The 23,916-nt window shown below is 71.9% G+C and carries 25 protein-coding genes and 1 tRNA gene; 13 read left to right on the forward strand and 13 right to left on the reverse strand.

Translation table 11 applies throughout. The features are described 5' to 3' along the window. Positions 1-84 precede the first annotated feature (84 nt). Entirely contained in the window at positions 85-1,431 is a 1,347-nt protein-coding gene (locus tag ACFV9H_RS28825; RefSeq protein WP_385403742.1) for a tetratricopeptide repeat protein, read from the reverse strand. Between the two features lie 249 nt (positions 1,432-1,680). On the opposite strand from ACFV9H_RS28825, the gene ACFV9H_RS28830 reads away from it, so the two are divergent. The 3 genes from ACFV9H_RS28830 to ACFV9H_RS28840 all read left to right on the forward strand — a co-directional run bounded on the left by ACFV9H_RS28830 (position 1,681) and on the right by ACFV9H_RS28840 (position 3,787). Continuing rightward, complete coding sequence (locus ACFV9H_RS28830) at positions 1,681-2,112, forward strand: hypothetical protein (protein ID WP_385403744.1); 432 nt, start codon at positions 1,681-1,683, stop codon at positions 2,110-2,112. Positions 2,113-2,129: 17 nt separating this feature from the next. Next, on the forward strand, positions 2,130-3,020 hold the full coding sequence (locus ACFV9H_RS28835; RefSeq protein ID WP_385403745.1) for a spermidine synthase: 891 nt from the start codon (positions 2,130-2,132) through the stop codon (positions 3,018-3,020). Positions 3,021-3,160: 140 nt separating this feature from the next. Next, entirely contained in the window at positions 3,161-3,787 is a 627-nt protein-coding gene (locus ACFV9H_RS28840; RefSeq protein ID WP_385403747.1) for a class I SAM-dependent methyltransferase, read from the forward strand. A 61-nt stretch (positions 3,788-3,848) separates the two neighbouring features. Here ACFV9H_RS28840 and ACFV9H_RS28845 read toward each other — a convergent pair whose 3' ends face one another. Next, positions 3,849-4,385, reverse strand: a complete 537-nt coding sequence (locus ACFV9H_RS28845) for a hypothetical protein (protein ID WP_385403749.1) — start codon at positions 4,383-4,385, stop codon at positions 3,849-3,851. A 79-nt stretch (positions 4,386-4,464) separates the two neighbouring features. Between ACFV9H_RS28845 and ACFV9H_RS28850 the strand changes: the two genes are divergently transcribed. From ACFV9H_RS28850 to ACFV9H_RS28875, 6 genes are all read left to right on the forward strand, one after another. Continuing rightward, positions 4,465-5,154 (forward strand): response regulator transcription factor, encoded by a 690-nt coding sequence (locus ACFV9H_RS28850; protein WP_385403751.1) that lies wholly within the window; start codon positions 4,465-4,467, stop codon positions 5,152-5,154. A gap of 10 nt (positions 5,155-5,164) precedes the next feature. Then, complete coding sequence (locus tag ACFV9H_RS28855; protein ID WP_385403754.1) at positions 5,165-6,568, forward strand: sensor histidine kinase; 1,404 nt, start codon at positions 5,165-5,167, stop codon at positions 6,566-6,568. Positions 6,569-6,620: 52 nt separating this feature from the next. Beyond that, positions 6,621-6,785 carry a DUF5993 family protein gene (locus ACFV9H_RS28860; RefSeq protein ID WP_365171527.1) on the forward strand — a complete coding sequence of 55 codons (165 nt, stop codon included), beginning with the start codon at positions 6,621-6,623 and terminating at the stop codon, positions 6,783-6,785. Positions 6,786-6,796: 11 nt separating this feature from the next. Beyond that, a complete protein-coding gene (locus ACFV9H_RS28865; RefSeq protein ID WP_385403757.1) occupies positions 6,797-7,438 on the forward strand; it encodes a disulfide bond formation protein B in 642 nt (213 codons plus the stop codon). 109 nt (positions 7,439-7,547) lie between these two features. Further along, positions 7,548-8,252 (forward strand): NADPH-dependent F420 reductase, encoded by a 705-nt coding sequence (locus ACFV9H_RS28870; RefSeq protein WP_385403759.1) that lies wholly within the window; start codon positions 7,548-7,550, stop codon positions 8,250-8,252. A 122-nt stretch (positions 8,253-8,374) separates the two neighbouring features. Next, the gene (locus ACFV9H_RS28875; protein ID WP_385403761.1) at positions 8,375-8,671 is read left to right on the forward strand and encodes a DUF3303 family protein; all 297 of its coding nucleotides are present in this window, start codon (positions 8,375-8,377) and stop codon (positions 8,669-8,671) included. Here the strand turns inward: ACFV9H_RS28875 and ACFV9H_RS28880 are convergent. From ACFV9H_RS28880 to ACFV9H_RS28895, 4 genes are all read right to left on the reverse strand, one after another. After that, on the reverse strand, positions 8,619-10,004 hold the full coding sequence (locus ACFV9H_RS28880) for a GH1 family beta-glucosidase (protein ID WP_385403763.1): 1,386 nt from the start codon (positions 10,002-10,004) through the stop codon (positions 8,619-8,621). The two genes, ACFV9H_RS28875 and ACFV9H_RS28880, sit on opposite strands and share 53 nt — an antisense overlap. Next, the gene (locus tag ACFV9H_RS28885) at positions 10,001-10,825 is read right to left on the reverse strand and encodes a carbohydrate ABC transporter permease (RefSeq protein WP_385403766.1); all 825 of its coding nucleotides are present in this window, start codon (positions 10,823-10,825) and stop codon (positions 10,001-10,003) included. The genes ACFV9H_RS28880 and ACFV9H_RS28885 overlap by 4 nt, the downstream gene beginning before the upstream one ends. Beyond that, positions 10,822-11,814, reverse strand: coding sequence for a carbohydrate ABC transporter permease (locus tag ACFV9H_RS28890; RefSeq protein ID WP_385403768.1), 993 nt, complete (start codon positions 11,812-11,814; stop codon positions 10,822-10,824). Before ACFV9H_RS28890 ends, ACFV9H_RS28885 begins: the two co-directional genes overlap by 4 nt. A 214-nt stretch (positions 11,815-12,028) precedes the next feature. Next, positions 12,029-13,360, reverse strand: coding sequence for an ABC transporter substrate-binding protein (locus tag ACFV9H_RS28895; protein ID WP_385403771.1), 1,332 nt, complete (start codon positions 13,358-13,360; stop codon positions 12,029-12,031). Positions 13,361-13,463: 103 nt separating this feature from the next. Here ACFV9H_RS28895 and ACFV9H_RS28900 point away from each other — a divergent pair, with 103 nt between their 5' ends. Continuing rightward, positions 13,464-14,528: a LacI family DNA-binding transcriptional regulator gene (locus tag ACFV9H_RS28900; protein ID WP_385403774.1), complete on the forward strand. Its 1,065-nt coding sequence runs from the start codon at positions 13,464-13,466 to the stop codon at positions 14,526-14,528. A 49-nt stretch (positions 14,529-14,577) separates the two neighbouring features. On the opposite strand, the gene ACFV9H_RS28905 is transcribed toward ACFV9H_RS28900, so the two are convergent. The 4 genes from ACFV9H_RS28905 to ACFV9H_RS28920 all read right to left on the reverse strand — a co-directional run bounded on the left by ACFV9H_RS28905 (position 14,578) and on the right by ACFV9H_RS28920 (position 17,361). Further along, positions 14,578-14,650 (reverse strand) — tRNA-His (locus ACFV9H_RS28905). Positions 14,651-14,744: 94 nt separating this feature from the next. Then, the gene (orn, locus tag ACFV9H_RS28910) at positions 14,745-15,347 is read right to left on the reverse strand and encodes an oligoribonuclease (RefSeq protein WP_385403777.1); all 603 of its coding nucleotides are present in this window, start codon (positions 15,345-15,347) and stop codon (positions 14,745-14,747) included. Positions 15,348-15,491: 144 nt separating this feature from the next. Beyond that, positions 15,492-16,664, reverse strand: a complete 1,173-nt coding sequence (locus ACFV9H_RS28915) for a helix-turn-helix domain-containing protein (RefSeq protein WP_385403780.1) — start codon at positions 16,662-16,664, stop codon at positions 15,492-15,494. A 376-nt stretch (positions 16,665-17,040) separates the two neighbouring features. Continuing rightward, positions 17,041-17,361, reverse strand: a complete 321-nt coding sequence (locus ACFV9H_RS28920; protein WP_385403817.1) for a hypothetical protein — start codon at positions 17,359-17,361, stop codon at positions 17,041-17,043. 438 nt (positions 17,362-17,799) lie between these two features. Here ACFV9H_RS28920 and ACFV9H_RS28925 point away from each other — a divergent pair, with 438 nt between their 5' ends. Then, positions 17,800-18,333, forward strand: a complete 534-nt coding sequence (locus ACFV9H_RS28925) for a universal stress protein (RefSeq protein ID WP_329385214.1) — start codon at positions 17,800-17,802, stop codon at positions 18,331-18,333. A 98-nt stretch (positions 18,334-18,431) separates the two neighbouring features. Beyond that, positions 18,432-18,998 carry a GPR1/FUN34/YaaH family transporter gene (locus ACFV9H_RS28930; protein ID WP_385403782.1) on the forward strand — a complete coding sequence of 189 codons (567 nt, stop codon included), beginning with the start codon at positions 18,432-18,434 and terminating at the stop codon, positions 18,996-18,998. 71 nt (positions 18,999-19,069) lie between these two features. Here ACFV9H_RS28930 and glmS read toward each other — a convergent pair whose 3' ends face one another. From glmS to ACFV9H_RS28945, 3 genes are all read right to left on the reverse strand, one after another. Further along, the gene (gene glmS, locus ACFV9H_RS28935) at positions 19,070-20,887 is read right to left on the reverse strand and encodes a glutamine--fructose-6-phosphate transaminase (isomerizing) (protein ID WP_385403784.1); all 1,818 of its coding nucleotides are present in this window, start codon (positions 20,885-20,887) and stop codon (positions 19,070-19,072) included. A 65-nt stretch (positions 20,888-20,952) separates the two neighbouring features. Then, positions 20,953-21,228, reverse strand: coding sequence for a hypothetical protein (locus ACFV9H_RS28940; protein WP_385403787.1), 276 nt, complete (start codon positions 21,226-21,228; stop codon positions 20,953-20,955). Positions 21,229-21,335: 107 nt separating this feature from the next. Next, entirely contained in the window at positions 21,336-22,265 is a 930-nt protein-coding gene (locus tag ACFV9H_RS28945) for a DUF4429 domain-containing protein (RefSeq protein ID WP_385403789.1), read from the reverse strand. Positions 22,266-22,317: 52 nt separating this feature from the next. Between ACFV9H_RS28945 and ACFV9H_RS28950 the strand changes: the two genes are divergently transcribed. Beyond that, complete coding sequence (locus ACFV9H_RS28950) at positions 22,318-23,913, forward strand: beta-N-acetylhexosaminidase (protein ID WP_385403791.1); 1,596 nt, start codon at positions 22,318-22,320, stop codon at positions 23,911-23,913. Positions 23,914-23,916: the final 3 nt, after the last annotated feature.

The following is a 23,916-nucleotide window of genomic DNA, read 5'->3' on the forward strand; positions in this document are numbered from 1 at the left end:
CCGCATCAATCATTTCCCGGCGGATTATCGGCATGTTATTCAGATGATCCGCGGGCGCTTTTCATCCTTGTGTTAATCGCTCTATTACGCCTCTACGTGCGCGTGCCGGGTCAGGAACGCCCCCACGCGGGGGGAGCGTTGGTGGGGGACCAGGGCTCGGGCCGTTTCCGAGAGCATCGAGCGGATGCGGGTGGAGTGGACCTCGGTCAGCAGGTCCATCACCCGGCCGCCCGCCCAGGCGGCCTCGTCGGGTGCGCCGGCGCGGGCCAGGTCTCCGGCCAGTTCGGCGGTGTAGAGGGCCACGTTCCGGGCGAAGTGCGGGTCCTGGAGGTCGGCGGCGCGGCGTGCGTGCCGGGCCGCGCGGGCGTGTTCCCCGAGGGCGGCCCAGCAGCGGGACTCCAGGGATTCCAGCTCGGCCTCGCCGAAGAAGGACATCCACTCGGGGTCGGCGGCCGCCGCGCCTCGGGAGAACTCCGTGTGCGCCCGGGTCAGCGCCTCCTCGCAGGCTTTGCGGTCGGCCAGCCCCGCCCAGCCGCCGGCCTCCCGGAGGGCCAGGAGGGAGAGCAGCCGCGGGGAGCCGAGGGAGCGGGCGGCGCGGCGGCCCGCCTGGGCCGCCCGTACCGCCTCGCGGGAGCGGCCGCAGTCCCGGGCCAGGAAGGCCATGTTGCTGAAGGCGTGCGCCTCCAGGCCCGCGTCCCCGGACACCCGGGCCGTGGCGAGGGCCTCCGCGTAGTGCGAGCGGGCGTCGTCGAAGCGGCCGGAGTCGTGGGCCAGCCAGCCGACGGACACGGCCAGTTCCCCGGCGCCCGCGTGCAACCGGTCCTCGGTGGACTGCCGGGTGGCTCCCGCGTCGAGGAGCGCGTAGGCCGTCCGCAACGGTTCCGCGGCCCGGCGGTAGAGGGCGTCGGCCCCGTGCCGGTCGTCCAGCAGCCGGATCTGGCGGACGGCGTCCTCGACGGCGGCCGCCTCGGACTCGCCGGCACGGGAGGGGAAGCGGCGGCTGTCGCCGAGCAGGGTGAGGCTGAGGGTCGCGGCCGCCACGGTCGCGGAGCCGCCCGCCATGAACGCGCGACGCAGCACGTCGCTCTCCTTGGATGAACTGGGACCGGAACGGTTGGTGAGGGTGAAGGAGGAGGCGGGGTCGGGGTCCGCGTCGCGCTGCGCCGAGCGGCCGCGGACCGCCTCCCGGGGGGAGAAGCCGAGGTCGGCCAGGGCGCGGCCGGGGAACATGTGGAGGAACACCCGCTCGTACGCGTAGTTGGGACATCGGATCTCGCCGGACTCGACCCGGCCGATGTAGCGGGCATCGCAGGAAACCGTTTCGCCGATTTCCTTCGCGGCCCGACGCACCAGGGCGGCGAACTCGGCCGGGGAGTGCTGCCCGCGCAGCCGCCGGAACGTGGAGTTGGGTGAGTGGGGGGACGCCGCCATGGACGTGGCCTCTCTGGCAAGGAACCCAGCGCCGGTGCTGTGACGTGTGAGGTGGGGCCCGGCGCGCATGAACGTACCGCCAGCGCAGGGGCGTTCATGCGGTGTTTGGCTACAAAACGGATATCTCACCCGCGATCCGCCATGAACTGCCATCCTTTGCGGCGTCTTGCCGCCGCACCCGTTGACGTTCCCGTGCGTTGAACCCATGCGGATACGGATCGAGGAGGGGTTCCCTTGGTGGAGGGCGGCATGGAGAGCACTGGAACGAACACCGCGCCCGAGCCCGGAAGGGCCCCGGGACCGGTCGCGGTCTCGGCTCCGGCCCTGGATCTGGACCTGGTGACGGTGCCCACCCGGCAGGGGCTGGAGGCGGTGGACATCATCCGCCGTGCCGCCAGCCCCGCCGGCGGGGTCGGGCCGGTCCTGCACGACGGGTCGGGCGACACCCTCGGCTTCCTCGTCCCGCCCGGCACCGCCGACGCCTGGGACCTGCCGGGCAGCGCGTGTACGCAGACCAACGGGCGCGGAGTGCGGTTCGGCGACGCCGTCTCGCCCATCGCGGGCGCCACCGGCTGGCTGCTCCCGCCGGAAGCCGTCGGGCCGGTCACCGACCCGGAGGTGCTGCGCGCGGCGCTCGGGGAGGCGGCCCGACTGATCGAGGCCGCCGACAACTGTCGCTGACCAGCGATAATGGGCTGGTGGCAGGCAGGGACAGAGGTAAGGGCAGGCAGCGCGGCTCGGGCGGCGGACGCGGCGGCGCCGAGGCGGTCGTCGGGCAGGTGGACGGCGGCCGGGCGGAGCTGGAGCCGGACCGGGAGCGTCCGGACGCCTGGACGCTGCTGATCGACGGGGCCCCGCAGTCGCACGTCGACCTGGGTGATCCCGAGTACCTGGACTTCTCGTACCAGCGGCGGATAGGCCACCTGATCGACCTCGTCGCGCCCGCCCGCCGGCCGCTGAACGTGGTGCACCTGGGCGGCGGTGCCTTCACCCTGGCCCGCTACACCGCCGCCTCCCGCCCCCGCTCCACCCAGCAGGTCGTGGAGATCGACGCCGCGCTGGTGGCCTTCGTACGGGAACACCTGCCGCTGGACCCGCAGGCGCGGGTCCGGGTCCGGGCGGTGGACGCGCGGGCCGGGCTCGCCAAGGTGCCGGACGGCTGGGCGGACCTGGTGATCGCGGACGTGTTCAGCGGGGCGCGCACACCGGCGCACCTGACGAGCGCCGAGTTCCTGGACGACGTACGCCGTGCCCTGGCGCCCACCGGCTGGTACGTGGCCAACCTCGCGGACGGCCCGCCGCTGACGCATCTGCGGGGCCAGATCGCGACGGCCGCGTCCCGCTTCGCGCAGTTGGCGCTGGCCGCGGATCCGGTGGTGTGGCGGGGGAAACGGTTCGGCAATGCCGTGCTGGTGGCCTCCGACCGCGAACTCCCGGTCGCGGAGTTCACCCGCCGGGTCGCGAGCGACCCGCACCCGGGACGGGTCGAGCACGGCCGGGCCCTGGCGGACTTCGCGGGTGGCGCGGCCCCGGTCGCCGACGCCTCGGCGGTGGCCTCGCCGCAGCCGCCGCCGTCGGTCTTCCGATAGGTGCGGCTTCGCCCGGGATGCGGAAGAGTGCTGGTCAGCTAATGATCTCGGGGGTTTCCCTCCGGAGGCGGAGCCTGCGTAACCTGTCAGTCCCCGGGAGGGCACGCCCTCCTGCGACACGTTTCAGGAGACGGCGAACGATGGCTGATTCCCCCGCAACCCCCGGTGCGTCCACTCCGAGCACCGCCGGCTCGGACTACACCCGGAGGCTCGCCCGCCTGGAGCAGTCGGGGATCAAGCGGCTGCTGCCCACGCAGGCCCCGTACCGGTGGAACCTGCGGCGGCTGCAGCTCGGCCGGGTCCTGGACGTCGGCTGCGGGATCGGGCGCAACCTGCTGAACTGCGGACCCGACAGCATCGGCGTCGACCACAACCCGCACTCGGTGCAGACCTGCCGCAAGCGCGGACTGACCGCCTACACCCCCGACGAGCTGGCCGCCGCCCAGGACTGCGGGCCCGGCTCCTTCGACAGCATGCTCGTCGCGCACGTGCTGGAGCACGTGGACGAGGAAACGGCGGCGGCGCTGCTGGAGCAGTACCTCCCGCTGGTCAAGCCGGGCGGCTCGGTCGTCATGATCACCCCGCAGGAGGTCGGTTACCGCACCGACGCCACCCACGTCCGCTGGGTCGGCTTCGAGGAGCTGCGCAGCCACGCGGGGCGGGCCGGGCTCGCCGTGCGGCGCGCCTACTCCTTCCCCTTCCCGCGCCCGATGGGCAAGGTCTTCCCGTACAACGAGTTCGTGCTGGTGGGCACCGTCCCCGCGTAGCGGATCAGCGGTTCCCGCAGCGGTTCCCGCAGGGGTTCCTCAGGGGTTCCTCAGGGGTTCCTCAGGGATCGACGATCTCCACCAGCGGCGGGTGGTCGTGCCAGGTGCAGAACACCGACACCTCACGGCCGTCCTTGGTGAAGGTGACCCGGATCCACATGTCCTGCTTCCACACCTGCATCCGCCAGCCGGCTGCCGGGGTCGCGGAAACCAGCTCGGCGGACGAGGCGCCGAGGGAGAAGACGACCCGGCCGCCGGACACCGGATAGGCCTGCACCTTGCCCGTGTCCCCCTCCGCCTGCTGGCCGGGGCGGGGGGAAGCCGGCGGCTTCGAGGACGGCTTCCCCGTCGAGGGAGCGGCCGAGGACGGCGTGGCCGGCGACGAGCCGGTGGGCGTCGGGGACCCGGACGGGGAAGGCGACTGCTCCGCCATCGTCCGGTGGGTCGAGGAGGACAGCGGCTGGGTGGCCAGCGGCACCGCGAGCGGCGGATCGTAGGCCGTGCCCGACATGACCGTGTGCACGCCCCACCACGACAGGGTCACCGCCGCCCCGGTCGCCAGCAACCATGCCATGGCATGTACAAATCCTCTTCGCATCAGGGCACATACTGCACCACCCGCCACAACAGTGTCCCGACACCCCGGTGGGTCCCCCGTATGGGCTACGGTGCGGGCCATGGCAAGTGTGCTCGTGGTCGAGGACGACCAGTTCGTACGTTCCGCCCTCATCCGGCACCTGACCGAGGCCTCGCACACCGTGCGGAGCGTCGGCACGGCCCTCGAGGCCCTGCGCGAGGTCGCCCACCACCGCTTCGACGTGGTCATCCTCGACCTCGGACTGCCCGACCTGGACGGGTCGGAAGCGCTGAAGATGCTGCGCGGCATCACCGACGTACCCGTGATCATCGCGACCGCGCGCGACGACGAGACGGAGATCGTCCGGCTGCTCAACGACGGCGCCGACGACTACCTGACCAAACCTTTCTCCGTCGAGCACCTCTCCGCCCGGATGGCCGCAGTCCTGCGCCGCTCCCGCGCGGCCGCCGGCGCCGAACCGCCCTCCCGCGTGCTGCGCGTCGGCGGGCTCGCCATCGACCCGCTGCGCCGCCAGGCCGAGCTGGACGGGACGGTACTGGACCTCACCCGCCGGGAGTTCGACCTGCTGGCCTTCCTCGCCGGGCGGCCCGGGGTGGTCGTGGCCCGCCGCGAGCTGCTCGCCGAGGTCTGGCAGCAGTCGTACGGGGACGACCAGACCATCGACGTCCACCTGTCCTGGCTGCGCCGCAAACTCGGCGAGACCGCCGCCCGGCCGCGCTACCTGCACACCCTGCGGGGTGTCGGGGTCAAGCTGGAGCCGCCGCAGTGAGGGGTCCGGCGTGAGGTGGGCGCTGGTCAAGGTGTGCCTCGCGGTCACCGCCATGGTGGTCGTGGCCTTCGCCGTGCCGCTCGGGCTGGTCGTCCAGGAGATGGCCAGCGACCGTGCCTTCTCCAACGCGGAGCGGCAGGCCGCCACCATCGGGCCCACCCTGTCCATCACCACCGACCCGGTGCAGCTGCGCAAGGCGGTGGAGTCCACGCAGATGGGCGCCGCCCGGCGGATGGCCGTGCACGTGCCGGCGATCGGCACGAGCGCCCCCGTGGAGATCGGCGGGGGCTGGGCCGGTGAGCAGGCCGTCGCGCAGACCCGGCGGATGGGGCGGGCCACGACGGCCTCCGTGGCGGGCGGGGGCTCGGCGCTGCTCCAGCCGACCGCCCTCGGCTCGGGGGACATCGCCGTGGTGGAGATCCTCGTACCGGAGAGCGAGGTCAGCAACGGCGTCACGACGGCCTGGCTGATCCTCGCGGGCGTCGCCCTGGCACTGATCGTGGGCTCCGTCGGCGTCGCCGACCGGCTCGGCGCCCGGCTGGTCCGGCCCGCCGAGCGGCTCGCGGACGCGGCCCACCAGCTGGGCGAGGGCAAGCTCGGCGCGCGGGTCCCCGAGGCCGGGCCGAAGGAACTGCGCTCGGCGGCCCTCGCGTTCAACGCGATGGCGGACCAGGTGGTGGAACTCCTCGCCAACGAGCGGGAGCTGGCCGCCGACCTCTCGCACCGGCTGCGGACCCCGCTGACGGTGCTCCGGCTCAACGCGGCCTCCCTCGGGGACGGTCCGGCAGCCGACCAGACCCGGGCGGCGGTGGAGCAGCTGGAACGCGAGGTCGACACGATCATCCGCACGGCCCGCGAGCAGCGCCCCGCGACCGGCCTGGCCGCCGGGGCGGGCGGGAACGCCGGGTGCGACGCCTCCGAGGTGATCCGCGACCGGATGGCGTTCTGGTCGGCGCTCGCGGAGGACGAGGGCCGCGAGGTGCGCCTCGCGGGCGTGGACCGTACGGTACGGATCCCCGTGGCCCGCCCCGAACTCGCCGCCGCCCTCGACGCCATGCTCGGCAACGTCTTCCGGCACACCCCCGAGGGCACCCCCTTCGCGGTGGACGTCCACGACGCCTCGGACGCGGTCATCGTGCTCGTCTCCGACGCGGGCCCCGGCATCGACGACCCGGACGCCGCCCTGCGGCGCGGCAACGACGGCGCCCGCGACGGCTCCACGGGCCTCGGCCTGGACATCGTGCGCCGGGTCGCGGAATCGACCGGCGGCGACGTCCGGCTGGGCCGCTCGGTGCTCGGCGGGACCGAGGTCCGGGTCTGGATCGCCCTGGACGGCCGGGGCCGGAGCCGGGGCGGCGCGGGCGGGGTGCGGGTGCGGCGCGGCCGACGCAAGAGGCGGGGGCAAGCGAAGTAACCGGGGGCGCGCCTTGCGGGCGGTTTGTCCGTAAATCGATACCGTCCGGTTCATGGACACCCTCATCTTCGGCGGCCTCCTCGCCACGCTGATCGCCATGTACCGGGAGTCGTCCCGGATGGTCGTGCTCGGAGCGTGGTGGGTCATGTTGATCGCCGTGATCCTGCTGATGGCGCACCACATCACCAGCAGCCTCGCCCTGAACCTGAGCTACTGACGGTGGCCGCGATGCACAGCCTCCTGCCGGAGGCGGCGCCGACCAGCGGCCTGCTCGGCCGCGTCCAGTACTGGTTCGCCTGCTTCTTCGCCGTCGGCTGGACGGGAGTCGTCTGCGGAGGCCTCTTCTACCAGTTCGGGATGTGGGAGTACCCCTGCCCGCTCTGCATCGTCCAGCGGATGTTCATGCTGCTGGCCGCGATGGGGGCGGCGTACATCGTCCGCACGGCGATGTCGCACGGCGTGCTGACCGGCCGCGACTACATGATGGGCTGGGGGCTGTCCCTGGTCGCGGTGATCGCCGGCTCCTTCGCGTCCTGGCGGCAGACCATGCTGCACATCCTGCCGGGCGACAAGGGGTACGGGAGCGAGGCCTTCGGGCTGCACCTGTACGTCTGGGCCTGGATCCTCTTCCAGGCCTCCGTGGTCGCCATCGGCATCGCCATGGCCTTCGCCCACACGACGGCGGCCCGCACCGTCCCGGCCACCGCCCCGGGACCGCTGCGGACGGCCGGGACCTTCACGCTGGCGTTCCTCGGCCTGGTGATCGCCGTCAACATCGTGGCCGTCTTCTTCGAGGAGGGCTTCCACTGGTTCCTGCCGGACGACCCGAACCGCTACCGCTTCTTCTACGACGTGGGGATCCTGGACTGACGCGCTGCGGCGTACCGAATGCCGGAAGGCCGGAATGCCGTGCGCGCAGGCGTGGTTGGCCGATCGGGAAGCCGGACTGTCCGCGCTTCCGCGTGAAGGGATATCCGCAATGCGCTACGCAATCCTCGGCACCGGGATCGTGGGCCGTACGGTCGCCGAACGGCTCCTCTCCCTCGGGCACGACGTCGTGATCGGCACCCGTGACCCCGCCACCACGCTGTCCCGGACCGAGCCGGCCGCGACCGGAGCCCCGGCCGCGCCCTACGCCGAGTGGCAGGCACGGCACCCCGAGGTGGAGCTCCTGCCGTTCGCCGACGCCGCCCGCACCGGCGAGGTCCTCGTCAACGCCACCGGGGGCCGGGTCAGCGTCGACGCGTTGAACGCCGCCGACGCCGGGCACCTCGACGGCAAGGTGCTGATCGACATCGCCAACCCGCTGGACTTCTCGCAGGGATGGCCGCCCGTGCTCGACCCGGCCAACACCGACAGCCTCGGCGAGCTCATCCAGCGGACCTTCCCCCAGCTGCGGGTCGTCAAGACCCTCAACACCATGACGGCCGCCGTGATGGTGGACCCGACCCGGGTCGCCGGGGACCACAACGTCTTCCTGTCCGGCGACGACGAGGACGCCAAGAAGACGGTGCGCGAGCTGCTGTATTCCTTCGGGTGGCCCGAGGCGAGCGTGCTCGACCTCGGTGGGATCCAGACCGCGCGGGGCCCCGAGATGCTGCTGCCGATCTGGCTCCAGCTGATGGGCAAGCTCGGCCACGTCGACTTCAACTTCCACATCCAGGGCGCGCAGCCGAAGGCGTAGGCAGGCCGGCGGTGTGGGCACACGGACGGGCCCCGCCCGGACGGCCCCCGCCCGGACGGTCGCGGAGATGTTGCCGCGCCGGGCGGGTCCGCCCAGGGTGGGCGTGACGAGAGGAGTCACGCATGAGAGTCATGCTCAGGGCCCACTTCGACACGGCCGCCACCAATGAGGGCATCGCGACCGGCGCCCTGCCCCAGGCGGTGAAGAAGATGATGGACACGGTCAAGCCGGAATCGGCCTACTTCGGGCTGCACGAGGGCGTGCGGTCCTGCTGGATCGTCTTCGACCTGCAGGACAGCACGATGATGCCGTCGCTGACGTGGGAACTGTTCCGTGACTACCACGCCGAGATCGAGGTCGCTCCGGTCATGAGGCCCGAGGAGCTGGCGAAGGCCATGGCGGGGCTGCAGTCCTCGTGACAGCGCCGCTCCGGGCCACCTTCGCGTACCAGTGCGCGCTGGAGCGGGGCGTACGCGTCTGGGTCTCGTAGTCGACGTGGACGATGCCGAAGCGCTTGCTGTAGCCGTAGGACCATTCGAAGTTGTCCATCAGCGACCACAGGAAGTAGCCCTCCACCGGGGCGCCGTCCACCAGGGCGCGGTGGACCTCGGCGAGGTGGGACTCCAGATAGTCGATGCGGGCCGGGTCGTGCACGTCCGGGCCGTACGCCGCGCCGTTCTCGGTGACCAGGAGCGGTAGGCCGGGGGCTTCGCGGGCGCAGTGCGTGAGGAGGTCGTACAGCCCCGTGGGGTCGATCGACCAGCCCATCTCGGTGCGCTCGCCCGGGGGTTGGTGGAAGGCCACCCCGTCCGCGGCCGGCCAGGGGGAGTGCTCCCCGCCGCCGTGGCCGTCGTCGCGGGGGCCGGGCGCGCCCTCGGGGGCCGCCGAGACCACCGCCGGCGTGTAGTAGTTCACGCCCAGGAAGCCGAGCGGCTGGTGGATCAGCGCCTCGTCGCCGGGGCGTACGAAGGACCAGTCCGTCAGGGCGGCCGTGTCCGCGAGGAGGTCCTGCGGGTAGGCCCCGTGCAGCAGCGGGCCGGTGAAGATCCGGTTCGCCAGGGCGTCGATGCGGCGCCCGGCGTCCTGGTCGGCCGCCGAGCCGGTCAGCGGCCGTACCGCGCTGAGGTTCAGCGCGATGCCCGTCCGCGCCGAGGCGGGCAGCACCGCGGCCGCGAGGCCGTGCGCCAGGTTGAGGTGGTGCGCGGCGCGCAGCGAGTCCCCGGGCGAGGTGCGCCCGGGGGCGTGGACCCCGGAGGCGTAGCCGAGGAACGCGCTGCACCAGGGCTCGTTGAGGGTGGTCCACAGCTCCACCCGGTCGGCCAGCGCCGCCGAGACCAGGGAGGCGTACTCGGCGAAGGCGTACGCCGTCTCCCGCTCGGGCCAGCCCCCCGCGCCCTCCAGCTCCTGCGGGAGGTCCCAGTGGTACAGGGTCACGCAGGGCTTGATCCCGTACGAGAGCAGCTCGTCGACGAGCGCGTCGTAGAAGCCGATCCCGCCGGCCAGCACCCGCGGCCAGGACACCGAGAACCGGTAGGCGCCCAGCCCCAGTTCGGCCATCATCCGGACGTCGTCCCGCCACAGCCGGTGGTGGTCCACGGCCACCTCGCCGGTGTGGCCGCCGTACACCTTGCCCGGCGTATCGCAGAAGGTGTCCCAGATGGACGGCCCGCGCAGGCCGGCCGCGCCCTCGATCTGGAAGGCCGCCGTGGCGGTGCCCCAGAGGAATCCCTCCGGGAAACGAATGTCTGTCATCCCTTGACCGCTCCCTGCATGATGCCGCCGACGATCTGGCGGCCGAAGACGAGGAACACCAGCAGCAGCGGGAGCGTGCCCAGCAGCGCGCCCGCCATGATCACCGACTGGTCGGGGATGTAACCCCGGCCCAAACCGGTCAGGGCCACCTGCACCGTCGGGCTGCCGTTCTGGGTCAGCGCGACGATCGGCCAGAAGAAGTCGTTCCAGGCCATGACGAAGGTCAGCATGGCCAGCACCGCCATCGCCGGCCGGGCCGCCGGGAACACCACGTGCCACACGACCCGCAGCGAACTCGCCCCGTCCGTGCGCGCCGCCTCCACCAGCTCCGACGGCAGCGCCTGGGCCAGGTACTGCCGCATGAAGAAGACCCCGAAGGCGGAGACCAGGGTCGGCAGGATCACCGCCTGGAGCCGGTCCGTCCACGACAGCTCGGCGATCAGCATGTACAGCGGGACCACGCTCAGCTGCGGCGGGATCAGCATCGTCCCCACGACGAGGGACATCAGCAGCCGGCGGCCCCGGAAGCGGAGCTTGGCGAAGGCGAAGCCGGCCAGGGTGGAGAAGAGCACCGTCCCGACCGCCACCGTGCCCGCCACGACCACCGTGTTGAGCAGGGCCGTGCCCATGTTCGCGTCGGTCCAGGCGACCTGGAGGTTGCGCCCCAGGTTCCCGCCGAACCAGAACGGCGGCGGGGTCTGCGCGAGGCGCGTATTGCTCCGGGAGGCCGCGATCGCCGTCCACAGGAGGGGAAAGAGGGAGCCCGCCGTGAAGAGGGCGAGCACCAGGTACGTGAACCTGCCCGCGCGCAGTGACCTCATCGGGAAGCCTCCCGTCCGCGCAGCAGCCGCGCCGCGCCGGCGACGACCAGCAGGATCAGGAACATCGCCCAGGCGATCGCCGAGGCCCGCCCGAGGTGCAGGTTCACCCAGCCCTGCTCGTACAGGTACAGCCCGAGGGTCTGGAACTGGTGGTCCGAGCCGCCCGTCGCACCCGACCCACCGTTGAACAGCAGCGGCTCGCCGAAGAGCTGGGTCGCCCCGATCGTCGACACCACGCAGGTGAAGAAGATCGTCGGCCGGAGGGAGGGCACGGTCACGTGGCGGAACTGCTGCCACCGCGAGGCGCCGTCCAGGGCCGCCGATTCGTACAGCTCGCCCGGCACGGCCTGCATGGCCGCCAGGTAGATCAGCGCGTTGTAGCCGGTCCACCGCCAGATCACGATGGTGGAGACCGCCAACTGCGAGGCGAAGGTGCCGTTCTGCCAGTCCACCGCGTCGAACCCGACCGCCGACAAGGCCCAGTTGACCATGCCGTGGTCGCGGCCGAAGAGCAGGACGAAGACCAGCGTGGCCGCCGCCACCGAGGTCGCGTACGGGGTGAGCACCGCGACCCGGAAGAAGGCCGAGCCCCGCAGCTTGTAGTTGAGCAGGTGGGCCAGGCCTAGCGCGATCGCCAGCTGCGGCACGGTGGACAGCAGCCCGATGGTGACGGTGTTGCGCAGCGCGTTCCAGAAGAACTCGTCGTCCCACAGGCGGGTGAAGTTCTTCAGGCCCACCCACGTCATGGAGTCCGGATCGGTCAGCTCCACCTGGTGCAGCGCCGCCCAGCCCGTGTACAGCAGCGGGAACAGCCCGAAGGCGGCGAAGAAGAGGAAGAAGGGCGCCACGAAGGCGTACGGGCTCCAGCGCAGGTCCCACCGGTAGCGGCGCGAACGCCACGCCTGGCTCCGCCGGCCCCGGCCGCCCCCCTCCGCCTTCCCTGCGGGGCGGGAGGCGGAAGGGGCATGCAGGGCGGTCTCGTCGCTCACCGGCACACCGCCCCGCAGCGCGCGGCTGTTCCAGAGAACCCAGCCGCCGGGCACTGCACCCCGGGCCGCGCCATGGGCCGCACTTCCGGCCGAGCCCCGGTCCGGGCCTTGGGCCGCGCCCCGGGCAGGGTTTCGGGCGGCGCTACCGCCCGGGCCCCGGGGCGCGCCAGGGGCCGTTTCCTCGCCTGTGCCGCCGGCCAGGCAACCGGTCCGCTCACCGGTCGAGCGCGTTGTCGATGGCCTTCACCGCGGACTCCCAGCCCTCCTGCGGGCTGCGCCCCTTCTGGTCGACCTGGAGCATCCCGATGTCCGCCAGGTTCTGTGCGATCACCAGGTCCTTGGGGCCGACCACCGCCACCGGCACGCCCTCCGCCGCCTTCGCGAAGATCTCGCCGATCGGGGCCCCGCCGAAGTACTCGTGCTTGGCGCCCGACACCGCCGCCAGCTTGTACGTGGCGCTCGCGCTCGGGAAACTGCCCCGCTTCTCGAACAGCTTCGCCTGCTGCGCCGGGGCCGTCAGCCAGGCCGCCAGCTTCGCGGCCTCCTCGGCGTGCTTGCCCGCCTTCGGTACCACCAGGAAGGACCCGCCCCAGTTGCTCGGCTTCGGAGCCTGCGCCACGTCCCACTTGTCCTTGCCCGCCGGACCCGCCTTGTCCTGGATGTAGCCGAGCATCCAGGCCGGGCAGGAGACGGTGGCGAACGAGCCGTTGGCGAAGCCCTGGTCCCAGGTCGGGGTGAACTGCTGGAGCTTCGCGCTCAGCCCCTCGGTGGCGAAGGAGGCGGCCAGGTCGAAGGCCCCCCGCACCGCCGGGTTGGTCTTGTAGACGACCTTGCCCTGGTCGTCGTAGAACCGCTGCGCGCTGCTGCCGGTCACCGCCGCCATCACGCCCGAGGCGGAGTCCACGAAGGCCTTCCCGTCGCCGGCCTTCGCCTTGTAGGCCTTGCCGGCCTCCAGGTACTTGTTCCAGTCACCCGCCCACAGCGCGCCGACCGCCGCCCGGTCCGTGGGCAGCCCGGCCGCCTCGAAGAGGTCCTTGCGGTAGCAGATGCCCTGCGGTCCGATGTCGGTGCCCAGACCGACCGTGGCCCCGCCCTTGGCCGCGCTCGCCGTGCCCTGCGCCCACTTCCAGGGCAGGTACGCGGCCTTGTCCACGCCCGGCGCCTTGGCCAGGTCGACCAGCTTGTCGGCCTGGGTGGCGGTGATCTCCGCGATGTTGTTGACCTCGACGGCCTGGATGTCGGCGAGCCCGCTGCCCGTACCGAGGTGGGTGAGGAGCTGGGGGTAGTAGTTCTCGTTCCGCTCGATGGAGGTCTGCTCGATGCGGATCCCGGGATTCTGCGCCATGTACTCGTCGTAGAGCCCGGCCTCCTTGAGGCCGAAGGCCCCGAAGACCCCGACGGTGAGGGTGGTCTTGGCCTTGCCGTCGCCGGCCGCCGGGGCGCTCGGGCCGGACTTGTCGGCGGGATCCTCTGCGCATCCGGCGAGCAGCAGGGCCGTCGCGCCGAGCAGACCGGCCGTGGTGACAAGGCTTCTTCGGGCTCGCATCTGGGTCCTCCCTGAAGGACGGGAACGTGCCGGGTGTCGCGTGTCACAATGTGGGAGCGCTCCCACGGCCGTCAAGAGGTAGATTCGCATCCGGGAGGAAGCCATGAACGGGCATGCGCGCGGTGGGGGACGGCCGACCCTCGAGGAGGTCGCGGCGCGGGCCGGAGTCGGTCGCGGTACGGTCTCCCGGGTCGTCAACGGCTCCTCCAAGGTCAGCGAGCAGACCAGGGCCGCCGTCGAGCGGGCCGTCGCCGAGCTCGGGTACGTGCCCAACCGCGCGGCCAGGGCGCTCGCCGCCAACCGGACGGACGCCATTGCGCTCGTGATCCCCGAGCCCGAGTCGCGCTTCTTCGCCGAGCCGTACTTCTCCGACGTGGTCCGCGGGGTCGGCGCCGCCCTCGCCGAGACCGACGTCCAACTCGTCCTCACCCTCGCGGGCGGCGACCGCGAGCGGCGTCGCCTCGCCCAGTACCTGACCGGGCACCGCGTCGACGGGGTGCTTCTCGTCTCCGTCCACGCGGGCGACCCGCTGCCGGAGATGCTGGCCGAGCTCGGCATCCCGACGGTGATCAGCGGCCGCCGCTCCGCCGACGAGCCGCTGCCCTGCGTGGACTCCGACAACCTGGCGGGCGCCGCCGAGGCCGTACGCCACCTCCTCGACCGGGGCCGGCGCGCGATAGCCACCATCACCGGCCCGCTGGACGTGTACGGGGCCCAGTGCCGCCTCGACGGCTACCGGCAGGCCCTGGCGGCCGCCGGACACCCCGTCGACGAGGGGCTGATCGCGATCGGCGACTTCACCGAGGACGGCGGCCGCCGGGCCATGCGCGAGCTGCTGGACCGCCGTCCCGCGCTGGACGCGGTCTTCGCCTCCTCGGACGTCATGGCGGCCGGCGCCCGCCGCGAGCTGCGCGCGGCCGGGCGCCGGATCCCGCAGGACGTGGCGCTCGTCGGCTTCGACGACTCGGTGGTGGCCCGGCACATGGACCCGCCGCTGACCAGCGTCCGGCAGCCGATCGAGGAGATGGGCCGGACGATGGCGCGGATGCTGCTGGAGCGGATCGGCGGCGGCGAGGCGGGGGAGACGGGTGAGGCGAGGGAGAAGGGTGAGACAGGTGAGACGTGCGTCGTGCTGCCGAACCGGCTGGTGGTCCGCGAATCCTCCTGAGAACGCAGAAGGCCCCGGTCCGCTTCCGCGAACCGGGGCCTTCCCGCAGGGTGAGTGACGGGACTTGAACCCGCGGCCACCTGGACCACAACCAGGTGCTCTACCAACTGAGCTACACCCACCATGTCCGGTCGGAGAACCGACCGGCCGAAGAAAAGGGTACAGGGTCCGGGAGGGTGCTCGCTCCCCCCTTTCCCCGCGCCCGCTCCGGGACCGCTATTCGGCGGGCACCACGTGCTTGGCGGCGATGGTCCGCGCGGTGTCCGTGTCGGGCCCGGGCTGCGGCACGAAGACCGCCTCCCGGTAGTAGCGCAGCTCGGCGATGGACTCCTTGATGTCCGCGAGCGCCCGGTGGTTGCCGTTCTTCGGCGGGCTGTTGAAGTACGCCCGCGGGTACCAGCGGCGCGCCAGCTCCTTGATCGAGGACACGTCCACGATCCGGTAGTGCAGGTGGCTCTCCAGCGCGGGCATGTCGCGCAGCAGGAAGCCGCGGTCGGTGCCGACCGTGTTTCCGCAGAGCGGCGCCTTGCGGGGTTCCTTCACGTGCTCCCGTACGTAGGCCAGGACCTGCGCCTCGGCGTCCGCGAGGGTGGTCCCGCCGGCCAGCTCCTCGAGCAGTCCGGACGAGGTGTGCATCTCGCGCACCACGTCGGGCATGGTCTCCAGGGCCGCGTCCGGCGGGCGGATCACGATGTCCACGCCTTCGCCGAGCACGTTGAGCTCCGAGTCGGTGACCAGTGCGGCCACCTCGATAAGTGCGTCGTCCGTCAACGAGAGCCCGGTCATCTCGCAGTCGATCCACACCATGCGATCGTTCATGTGTCCCACCTTATGCGGTCGCCCGGGGCCGGACCGCATATGCGGAACGGGGAACGGCGCGGAACGGACGCGCTGCGGACGCGGAAGGTCCCCCACCGGGGGTGACCGGTGAGGGACCTCCACATGCCGTACCCGTTGTGAGGGTTACGCGTGCTCCCGCAGGACCCGACCCGGAGCGTAGAGCTCCGTCACCGTCGGGCCGGTAGCGGCCAGCGCCGCCGCGGCCCGCTGGGGCTGCGGGGTGCGCTGGTGGGGCACCGGAGCCGACTGGAGGTCGGACACCTGTGCCACGTCGGCCTGCGGCCGGCGTGCCCGGTAGGCCGAGCGGTAGGCGGCCGGGGAGGACCCCAGCTGCCGGCGGAAGTGACCGCGCAGGGCGACCGGCGAGCGGAACCCGCAGCGCCCGGCGACCTCGTCGACCGAGTAGTCGGAGGTCTCCAGCAGCCGCTGTGCCTGGAGCACCCGCTGGGTGATCAGCCACTGCAGCGGCGCGCTGCCGGTCAGCGAGCGGAACCGGCGGTCGAAGGTGCGCCTGCTCATGTAGGCGCGGGCCGCCAGGGTCTCCACGTCGAACTGCTCGTGGAGGTGCTCCAGCGCCCAGGCGACGACCTCGGCCAGCGGGTCGGCGCCGATCTCCTCCGGCAGCGACCGGTCGAGGTAGCGCTCCTGGCCACCGGTGCGGCGCGGCGGTACGACGAGTCGGCGGGCCAGAGCCCCGGCCGCCTCGCTGCCGTGGTCCGAGCGCACGATGTGCAGGCACAGATCGATTCCGGCCGCGGTGCCCGCGGACGTGAGCACGTCGCCGTCGTCGACGAACAGCTCGCGCGGATCGACGTGGACGGACGGGTAGCGCTTGGCCAGCGTCGGCGCGTACATCCAGTGCGTCGTCGCGGGCCGGCCGTCCAGCAGACCGGCGGCGGCGAGCACGAAGGCCCCCGTGCACAGTCCGACGATCCGGGCTCCCTCCTCGTGCGCCAGACGCAGTGCGTCGAGCGCCTCCGGAGGCGGTGGTGAAGTGATGGAACGCCACGCGGGCACGACGACCGTGCCTGCCCGGGCGATCGCCTCCAACCCGTATGGCGCGGTCAGTTCGAGTCCGCCGGTGGTCCGCAGCGGACCGTCCTCCCCGGCGCACACGAGCAGTCGATAGCGTGGAACTCCCGCGTCCTGCCGGTCAATGCCGAACACGGAAAGTGGAATGGAGCTCTCGAAGATCGGCCCGCCGCTGAACAGCAGCACCGCGACGATCTCCCTGCGGCGACGCCCCGCGAGCTTCCGGCCCGCGTCAGCGACGACTGCGGTGGAATCCTGGCTCATGGCGCTAAGCCCCCCTTGGGTGTCGCGACTCCTTGGTCTGGTCGCACCTGCACGTTTCCCCTCGGCCTCGCACGTGGATCCCCCGCCGTAAATACATGATCGAATCTACTGCGTCCCGTGGTGTCGGCGTGACAAGTTCAGCACGCAGCGCTATGTCGACTTCTCAACTTGGCGAAAAGCATTCGATCAGGAACCGTTCCGCTCCGCTACCGGCGAGGGAAGGGTTCCGTCCGCTCGTGGCCAGTACCCATGGGGTCGTGACGCCCCTCCGGCTCTGTCGTCCCTGGTGGTAGGGGGGTTGGGGGGACATTCCGGCAAGGGGGCCACTCTGCCGGGAAGTTGGCTGAAAACATGCGGGTGTGGGTGTGCGAATCAGTCAGTCCTGCGGGTTCGGGGACTCGGAAGCGTGGCAGCCGCGGCGGCCACCGGCCCCTCCGCGCGAGTGCCGGCGACGGCGAGCGGGCGGAAGATGCTCCTCCGACAGCACCCTGGCCGCGGCCCGCTGCGTCTTCTCCGAGTGGCGCAGCAGCACCCGGCAGGCGGCCGTGACGGCGAGCAGGCCGAGGGTCGCGACCGCGGCCCCGCCGAAGGAGGTTCCGTAGACGACGAGGACCACGGGGACGAGCAGGCAGCTGAAGGCGGCCCAGCGCACGACGTCACCCGCCGGGTCGTCGTGGTGCCGTCCGGCGGGGTGCACGGACGAGTGAAGGGACGGGCGGGCGGACTGGCGGGCGGACGGGCGGGCGGACGGGACGGACTGGGTCGGCTGAGCGGGCTGGACGGGTTGGACGGGGTGGACCGGACGGCCGGGCACGGCGTACTCCCTGCGGGCTCTTACCTGAAGGTCGGACGCATGACCAACGCCGCGCGGCGGGCCTCGGTCACTGCGCGCACGGGTGGCGCGGACCCGACCTCGTCACTGGCTGTAGGGGACAGCGGCCATTGCCAAGGAGCGCTCGCTCCGGCATGCTCCCTGGGACGCTCTCCAAGGGCGGCAAGCCCTGTGCAGGACAGGAGTGTCGCCGTACCCTGGTGGGTATGGGCTTGGGAAGATGCTTCCCGGACAGAGCTCCGTCACCCAGCGTCGCCAATTTCCCCTGTTGCTTCCTCCAAGGACCTCTTCGCCGAGACACCCATGGCCGGTCACGAATTCTCCGAACCCGCGGACCGCAAGCGCAAGCGGCTCGCCGACCCCGAGTCGGCCGCCGATCTGCGCCCGGCGGAACAGCCGCGCCTTGCCTGCGACCCGGCCTTCCGGCACGGGGTCGTTGTGGGATTCGACGGATCCACTTCCAGTGAGCGGGCCCTGGCCTATGCGATCGGCATGGCCCGCCGCTCCGGATCCGGTCTGATCATCGTCCATGTCGCCAACCGGCTGCCCACCACCGTGTGGGCCGGTTGCGAGCCCCCGGTCTTCGTCGACGTTCCGGACCACCGCACCGAGGTGCTCGGGCTGGAGCTCGCCTGCGCGGACTATCTGGCCGAAGTGCCGTGGATCCTGGTCGAGCGCGGTGGTGACATCTGCCATGAACTGGAGGAGGTCGGCCGGGAGTATTCGGCCGACGCCATCGTGGTGGGTTCCACCCACGGGATCGTGGGCCGGATCTTCGGTTCCGTGGCCGGCCGGCTGGCCAAACGCGCACAGCGACCGGTCGTTGTCATTCCGTGACCGGTTGTTAAGCCGATTGTGCGGTTGTGCACCCGTGTAAAGGGTAGATAAGTGCTGCTGGGACGCAGCAAACAACTGCAGATCGAAGGGAGCCCGCCGTGGACAATGGTGTCTCTGCGGGAAGCACGGCCTCGACTTCGACCCTCGGGAACATCGCCCTGGGTCTCACCCTTCTCGCATTCGGTATCGGCCACACCGGCGTCATCGACGGTGTCACCGCTGCCAGTTCCGTGTCGCTCGCGATGTACGTCGGCGGCGTCGCCCTGTTCCTCCTCGGACTCCTGGAGTACCGCGGCGGCAACGGATCGAATGGCACCGCGTTCGCGGGCCTCGGAATCTTCTGGTTCACCTGGGCCAAGGGCGCGGGTGCCGCGGCCTCCGGTGAAGCCGCCGGAACGTTTCTTGTCCTCTTCGCACTGCTCGCGCTGACCCTCACGGTCGCCGCCGCGAGCGGGCTGTTCAGCCAGGGCGTCTACGGCCTGCTGACCCTGTCCCTCGTCCTGCTGGCGATAGCCGCCTTCGCGGACAACGGCGGGCTCGCCAAGGCCGGCGGCTGGGTCGCCGCCGTCTCCGGCCTGCTGGCCTGGTACGGGGCCACGGCGGCCCTGGCGAACTGGCCGATGGCCGTCGGCAAGTCCAGGAGGGGCGCGGTCGCCGCGAGCTGAACGAAGCCGGATGCGAGAACCCCCGTGCGCGGTGCGCACGGGGGTTCTCTCGTGTGTTCTCGCCGCAGCGACTACTCGACCGTGACGGACTTCGCCAGGTTGCGCGGCTTGTCGATGTCGCGGCCCATGGCCAGGGCCGTGTGGTACGCCAGCAGCTGGAGCGGGATGCCCATCAGGATCGGGTCCAGCTCGTCCTCGTTCTTCGGGACGACGATGGTGTGGTCCGCCTTCTCCTGCTCGCGGTGGGCGACCGCGAGGATCCGGCCGCTGCGGGCCTTGATCTCCTCCAGCGCCGCGCGGTTCTTCTCCAGCAGGTCGTCGTCCGGGACGATCGCGACCGTCGGCAGCGAGGGCTCGATCAGGGCCAGCGGGCCGTGCTTGAGCTCGGAGGCCGGGTAGGCCTCGGCGTGGATGTAGGAGATCTCCTTGAGCTTCAGGGAGGCCTCCAGCGCCACCGGGTAGCCGCGGACCCGGCCGATGAACATCATCGACTTGGCCTCGGCGAACTCGGCCGCCAGCTTCTTGATGTCCTCTTCGCCTTCGAGGATCTCCTGGATCTGCGCGGGCAGCTTGCGCAGGCCCTCGATGATCCGCTTGCCGTCGGTGACCGACAGGTCCCGGATGCGGCCCAGGTGCACGGCGAGCAGCGCGAAGGCCACGACCGTGTTGGTGAAGCACTTGGTGGACACGACGCAGACCTCGGGGCCGGCGTGCACGTACACGCCGCCGTCGGCCTCGCGGGCGATGGCCGAGCCGACCACGTTGACCACGCCGAGGACGCGGGCGCCCTTGCGCTTGAGCTCCTGGACGGCCGCGAGCACGTCGTACGTCTCACCGGACTGGGAGACGGCGATGTACAGGGTGTCGGGGTCCACGACCGGGTTGCGGTAGCGGAACTCGGAGGCCGGCTCGGCGTCCGCGGGGATGCGGGCCATGCCCTCGATGAGGCCGGCGCCGATGAGGCCCGCGTGGTACGAGGTGCCGCAGCCCAGGATCTTGACCCGGCGGATGCCGCGCGCCTCGCGCGGGTCCAGGTTCAGGCCGCCCAGGTGGACGGTGTTGAAGCGGTCGTCGATCCGGCCGCGCAGCACGCGGTCGACCGCGTCGGGCTGCTCGGAGATCTCCTTGTGCATGTAGGTGTCGTGACCGCCCATGTCGTACGAGGCGGCCTCCCACTCCACGGTCTCCGGGGTGGCGGTGGTGGAGGCGCCACTGGTGGTGTAGGTGCGGAAGTCGTCGGCCTTGAGGGTGGCCATCTCGCCGTCGTCGAGGGTGACGATCTGGCGGGTGTGGGCGACCAGCGCGGCGACGTCCGAGGCGACGAACATCTCCTTCTCGCCTATGCCCAGGACCACCGGGGAGCCGTTGCGGGCGACGACGATGCGGTCGGCGAAGTCGGCGTGCATGACGGCGATGCCGTAGGTGCCCTCGATCGCCTTGACGGCCTCGCGGACCTTCTCCTCCAGGGAGTCGGCCGCGGAGCGGGCGATGAGGTGGACGATGACCTCGGTGTCGGTCTCCGAGACGAAGACGACGCCCTCGGCCTCCAGCTTCGCGCGCAGCTCGGAGGCGTTGTCGACGATGCCGTTGTGGACGACGGCGACCTTGTTCTCGGCGTCGAGGTGCGGGTGCGAGTTGATGTCGCTCGGGGCGCCGTGCGTGGCCCAGCGGGTGTGGGCGATGCCGGTGGTGCCGGCGAAGCGCTTGGGGACGCGGGACTCCAGCTCGCGGACCCGACCCTTGGCCTTGACCACCTTGAGGGCGGCGGCCTTCGGGCTGTTCACGACGATGCCCGCGGAGTCGTATCCGCGGTATTCCAGTCGCTGCAGGCCTTCGAGCAGCAGCGGTGCCACGTCACGCTTGCCGATGTAACCGACGATTCCGCACATACGGTTTAGCCCCTCCTGAAGTTCGGTTCCCGATGCTCGTTCGCGGCCGCTGATGCGGCGGCGGCTCAGCCGTAGACGATGCGGCGCAGCTGCCGGAGCGAGAGCTCCGGAGGCGCCACGGCGCGGTGCGGCAGCTCGGCCGCGATCCGCTCGAAGATCTCCGCGTTCACCGCTCCGCCGGCCTGTAGCTCCCGGTGGCGGCGGCGGACGAACTCCTCGGTCGTCTCGTCGAAATAGGCGAGCACGTCGAGTACCACCCGGGCGGCCTCGCCTCGCTGGAGCGAGGTGCTGCGCACCAGGTGTTCGACGAGGTCGTCATGCGACGGGCGGCGATCGAGCACCCGTAGATACTGGCGGCTTCAAGCGTCGAACGCAAAGATCCTGCCCGAAAACGGGCAGGATCTCGCTGGTCTGGACCAGGGAATGCGTTCTTCCGGATGTAAATCGGCTAGAAACGACGCAGAACGGCCTGCTTGGCCGCCGTGAACTCCTCGGCGGTCAGAACGCCCGCCTGGTGCAGTTCGCCCAGCTCGCGCAGCCGCCGCAGCAAGGCGTCGTGGTCCTCGGCCGGGGCCGCCGCCTCCTGGTCGAGGGCCTTGCGCGGTTCGACCGCCGCGGCCGCCGTGATCGCCGTGGCCGCCGCCGGTGGGGTGTCCTGCGGCGGGGTGTCCCGCGGCGCGGCCGGGTGGGGCATCCGTACCGCCACGGCCGCCGCGACCAGGGCCATCAGCGGGTCCTTCTTGAAGCCGAAGAGCTCGACCGTGTGCGGGTCGTACTTGGGCGCCGGAGCCTGCGGGGCGCCCGCCAGGGTGAAGCGCAGCCAGCCGTTCTCCAGGCCCTTCGACGGGGACCACTCCACCGACCGCAGATCGGCGACTCGGAAGTCGCGCGGCCCGCCGGAGCGCTTGGCCTCCTCCGTCGTCCAGTTCCACTCCAATGCCACCCGGTCGCCGTCGAAGGCCGCCGTCCCGTCGCCCGCGCCCACCGTGATCGGCACCGAGGGCCCCGGCAGCAGGTACGCGGCCGTCGGGCCCGGGTCCACCTGCTCCAGCAGCAGGGCGTTGCGCACCTCGTCCACGAAATACTCCGCGACCCCGCTGCGGTCCGCCTCCACGGTCAGCCGGTACGGGTCCGAGGCCTCCGGCAGCCGCCCGCCCGTCACCTGGAGCAGCGGGTCCGCGCCGTCACGCAGCCGCAGCCGCAGCCGGCCCGCCTTGCGGCCGGGTTCGTACGAGATCCCCGCGAGCGCGCGGAGCGGTACGAGCACCTCGCCGAGGGTCTGCCGCAGCAGCGAGACCCCCTTGTCGCGTCCCGGCACGATGCGCACCGCGTCCCCGTCGAAGGTCCAAGTGCCGTCCTTCTGGATGATTTCCGCCATCCGATGATTCTCCCACTCACCTGGACGGGCCAATTGGCCTATACCTGGGTCCATGAGAGTCCTGCGACTGCGACGCGCACTCGGAACCCTCCTCGCCCTCGGCGTCCTCGGGGGCTCCGCCTCCTGCACCGCCGCCCACGGCGACGACGCCAGACCGCGCGGCGAGCGCCGGGCCGCCCCGACCCCCTTCGAACGGCTCCTGCCCGCGCCGGTCTCCGCGCGCGCCCAAGGCCCCGGGTATGCCGTCGGCCCGGGCACGGTCGTCCGTACGTCCCGGGGCGCGGACGAGGAGGTCCGCCGGGTCGGCGAGCTCCTCGCGGAGGAGCTGCGCCGCCCCACCGGGCTGCCGCTGCCGGTGGTCGAACGGGCGCAGGGCGACGGGATCCGGCTGCGGATCGACGAGGACGCGGAGGGAGTGGGCGAGGAGGGCTACCGGCTGGAGTCCCGCCCGGACGGGGTCACCCTCACCGCCCGCACTCCCGCGGGGCTCTTCCACGCGGGCCAGACGCTGCGGCAGCTGCTGCCGGTGGCCGGCCCGGGGACCGTGCCGGGCGGGGAGATCACCGACGCGCCCCGGTTCGCGTACCGGGGCGCGATGGTCGACATCGCCCGCCACTTCTTCACGGTGGAGCAGGTCAAGAGGTACGTGGACCAGCTCGCCCGGTACAAGGTCAACACCCTGCACGTGCACCTGACCGACGACCAGGGCTGGCGTCTCGCGATCGACTCCTGGCCGCGGCTTGCGGAGTACGGGGGCGGCAGCGAGGTCGGCGGCGGGCCCGGCGGCCACTGGACGAAGGACGAGTACCGGGAGCTCGTCGCCTACGCGGGGGACCGCTACATCGAGCTGGTCCCGGAGATCGACATGCCGGGCCACGTGAACGCGGCGCTCGCCTCCTACGCCGAACTCAACTGCGACGGGAAGGCCCCCGCCCGCTACACCGGCGTCAAGGTCGGCTTCAGCTCGCTGTGCGTCGGCAAGGAGCGGACGTACGAGTTCATCGACCAGGTCCTCGGCGAGCTCGCGGAACTCACCCCGGGCCGCTACCTGCACATCGGCGGCGACGAGGCCCACTCCACCCCGGAGGCCGACTACGCGGCCTTCATGGACCGCGCCCAGGCGGTCGTGGCCCGCCACGGCAAGACGGTGGTGGCCTGGCACCAGCTGTCGGCGGCCCGTCCGGCGCCGGGCGCGGTGCTCCAGTACTGGGGCCACGACCGCACCTCGGCGACGGAGAAGACCAGGGTGGCGGCGGCGGCCGAGGCGGGCCACCGGCTGATCCTGTCCCCGGCGGACCGGCTCTACCTGGACATGAAGTACGACCAGAGCACGAAGCCCGGCCTGGCCTGGGCGGGCCTCGTCCCGGTGCGGCGCTCGTACTCCTGGAACCCGGGCGCCTACCTGTCCGGCGTGCCGGAATCCGCGGTCCTGGGCGTGGAGGCCCCGCTGTGGACGGAGACCATCGCGACGCGCGCCGACTGGGAGTTCATGGCCTTCCCCCGGCTCCTGAGCCTGGCGGAACTGGGCTGGTCGCCGGCCGGCTCCCTGGACTGGGACGCGTACCGCCAACGCCTGGCGGCGCAAGGGCCCTTCCTGGACGCGCAGGACATCACCTACCACCGGGCGCCGGACGTGCCGTGGGAGTGACGG

Origin of the sequence: Streptomyces sp. NPDC059874 (assembly GCF_042731135.1) — a bacterium.
Taxonomy (GTDB): domain Bacteria; phylum Actinomycetota; class Actinomycetes; order Streptomycetales; family Streptomycetaceae; genus Streptomyces.

Coding starts and splice junctions, on each gene's coding strand:
- ACFV9H_RS28825 (WP_385403742.1), bottom strand. CDS start 1,431: ATGGCGGCGTCCCCCCACTCACCCAACTCCACGTTCCGGCGGCTGCGC.
- ACFV9H_RS28830 (WP_385403744.1), top strand. CDS start 1,681: ATGGAGAGCACTGGAACGAACACCGCGCCCGAGCCCGGAAGGGCCCCG.
- ACFV9H_RS28840 (WP_385403747.1), top strand. CDS start 3,161: ATGGCTGATTCCCCCGCAACCCCCGGTGCGTCCACTCCGAGCACCGCC.
- ACFV9H_RS28845 (WP_385403749.1), bottom strand. CDS start 4,385: ATGCGAAGAGGATTTGTACATGCCATGGCATGGTTGCTGGCGACCGGG.
- ACFV9H_RS28850 (WP_385403751.1), top strand. CDS start 4,465: ATGGCAAGTGTGCTCGTGGTCGAGGACGACCAGTTCGTACGTTCCGCC.
- ACFV9H_RS28860 (WP_365171527.1), top strand. CDS start 6,621: ATGGACACCCTCATCTTCGGCGGCCTCCTCGCCACGCTGATCGCCATG.
- ACFV9H_RS28865 (WP_385403757.1), top strand. CDS start 6,797: ATGCACAGCCTCCTGCCGGAGGCGGCGCCGACCAGCGGCCTGCTCGGC.
- ACFV9H_RS28870 (WP_385403759.1), top strand. CDS start 7,548: ATGCGCTACGCAATCCTCGGCACCGGGATCGTGGGCCGTACGGTCGCC.
- ACFV9H_RS28875 (WP_385403761.1), top strand. CDS start 8,375: ATGAGAGTCATGCTCAGGGCCCACTTCGACACGGCCGCCACCAATGAG.
- ACFV9H_RS28880 (WP_385403763.1), bottom strand. CDS start 10,004: ATGACAGACATTCGTTTCCCGGAGGGATTCCTCTGGGGCACCGCCACG.
- ACFV9H_RS28885 (WP_385403766.1), bottom strand. CDS start 10,825: ATGAGGTCACTGCGCGCGGGCAGGTTCACGTACCTGGTGCTCGCCCTC.
- ACFV9H_RS28895 (WP_385403771.1), bottom strand. CDS start 13,360: ATGCGAGCCCGAAGAAGCCTTGTCACCACGGCCGGTCTGCTCGGCGCG.
- ACFV9H_RS28900 (WP_385403774.1), top strand. CDS start 13,464: ATGAACGGGCATGCGCGCGGTGGGGGACGGCCGACCCTCGAGGAGGTC.
- orn (WP_385403777.1), bottom strand. CDS start 15,347: ATGAACGATCGCATGGTGTGGATCGACTGCGAGATGACCGGGCTCTCG.
- ACFV9H_RS28915 (WP_385403780.1), bottom strand. CDS start 16,664: ATGAGCCAGGATTCCACCGCAGTCGTCGCTGACGCGGGCCGGAAGCTC.
- ACFV9H_RS28925 (WP_329385214.1), top strand. CDS start 17,800: ATGGCCGGTCACGAATTCTCCGAACCCGCGGACCGCAAGCGCAAGCGG.
- glmS (WP_385403784.1), bottom strand. CDS start 20,887: ATGTGCGGAATCGTCGGTTACATCGGCAAGCGTGACGTGGCACCGCTG.
- ACFV9H_RS28945 (WP_385403789.1), bottom strand. CDS start 22,265: ATGGCGGAAATCATCCAGAAGGACGGCACTTGGACCTTCGACGGGGAC.
- ACFV9H_RS28950 (WP_385403791.1), top strand. CDS start 22,318: ATGAGAGTCCTGCGACTGCGACGCGCACTCGGAACCCTCCTCGCCCTC.